Genomic DNA, 610 nt, shown 5'->3' on the forward strand with positions numbered 1-610 from the left:
GCCCGACGTCACGCTGCTCGAAAGGGTCCTCAGTGGACTTCGCAAGCTCTAACGCGGCCGCCCCCACCCGCGCCACCACCTCCGCGAAGATCGTCGTCGCAGGCGGCTTCGGCGTCGGCAAGACCACCCTCGTCGGCGCCGTCTCCGAGATCAACCCCCTGCGCACCGAAGCCGTCATGACCAGCGCCTCCGCCGGAATCGACGACCTCAGCCACGTCTCCGGCAAGACGACCACCACCGTCGCCATGGACTTCGGCCGCATCACCCTCGACGAAGACCTCATCCTCTACCTGTTCGGCACCCCCGGACAGGACCGCTTCTGGTTCATGTGGGACGACCTCGTCCGCGGAGCCATCGGCGCCGTCGTCCTCGTCGACACCCGCCGCCTCGCCGACTGCTTCCCCGCCCTCGACTACTTCGAGAACAGCGGACTCCCCTTCGTCGTCGCCCTCAACGGCTTCGACGGACACCAGCCCCACACCCCCGACGAAGTCCGCGAAGCCCTCCAACTCAGCACCGAAACCCCCGTCATCACCCTCGACGCCCGACGCCGCGACAGCGCCAAGAGCGCCCTCATCACCCTCGTCGAACACGCCCTCCTCGCCCGGCT

The 610-nt window shown here is 68.4% G+C and carries 1 protein-coding gene; it reads left to right on the top strand.

Features of this window, described 5'->3' with window-relative positions; all coding sequences use genetic code 11:
- Nucleotides 1–32 precede the first annotated feature (32 nt).
- Nucleotides 33–610: GTP-binding protein (locus ADK60_RS24520; RefSeq protein ID WP_030398688.1), on the top strand; the 578-nt coding region annotated here is incomplete at its 3' end.

Origin of the sequence: Streptomyces sp. XY431, assembly GCF_001279805.1 — a bacterium.
GTDB classification, from domain to species: Bacteria; Actinomycetota; Actinomycetes; order Streptomycetales; family Streptomycetaceae; genus Kitasatospora; species Kitasatospora purpeofusca.